The sequence below is a fragment of the Segatella copri genome (assembly GCF_019127135.1).
Taxonomy (GTDB): Bacteria; Bacteroidota; Bacteroidia; order Bacteroidales; family Bacteroidaceae; genus Prevotella.
Genome location: NZ_JAHOEA010000215.1, coordinates 1 through 327, shown reverse-complemented (window position 1 = coordinate 327; position 327 = coordinate 1). Strand labels below are relative to the sequence as shown.

General features: G+C 53.8%; 1 protein-coding gene. It reads right to left on the bottom strand.

Annotation, left to right across the window (positions count from 1 at the left end):
• On the bottom strand, nt 1-327 hold a 327-nt coding region (locus tag KSW37_RS15915), incomplete at both ends, for a virulence-associated E family protein (RefSeq protein ID WP_217743545.1).

The following is a 327-nucleotide window of genomic DNA, read 5'->3' as shown; positions in this document are numbered from 1 at the left end:
TCAGCTTCTGAGAGATGTTGCAACTGATGATCTGCATCGCTCTGGCTATGGACACGAACTCCCCTGTCTCCGCCTCCGTTGGCTTTCGGAAGTAGAGATCCACAAGTTCCTGTTCTAGTCTAGGCGCCTCAAAAGCGCGGTTGTGCCGGTTCTGCTGTTCTATCTCCTCATCGGTGAACCAATAGCGGAAATCACTCTTGTAGAGGGCGTAAGCCTGGGCGTAGATGCCTTCGTAATTGAACGGATGCTCACGGGGTGAGAGGATGCTCTCTATCTCGTAGGGCAGCCAGCGACGGTTACCGGTAGGGTCGCTCAAAAACTCGGGAT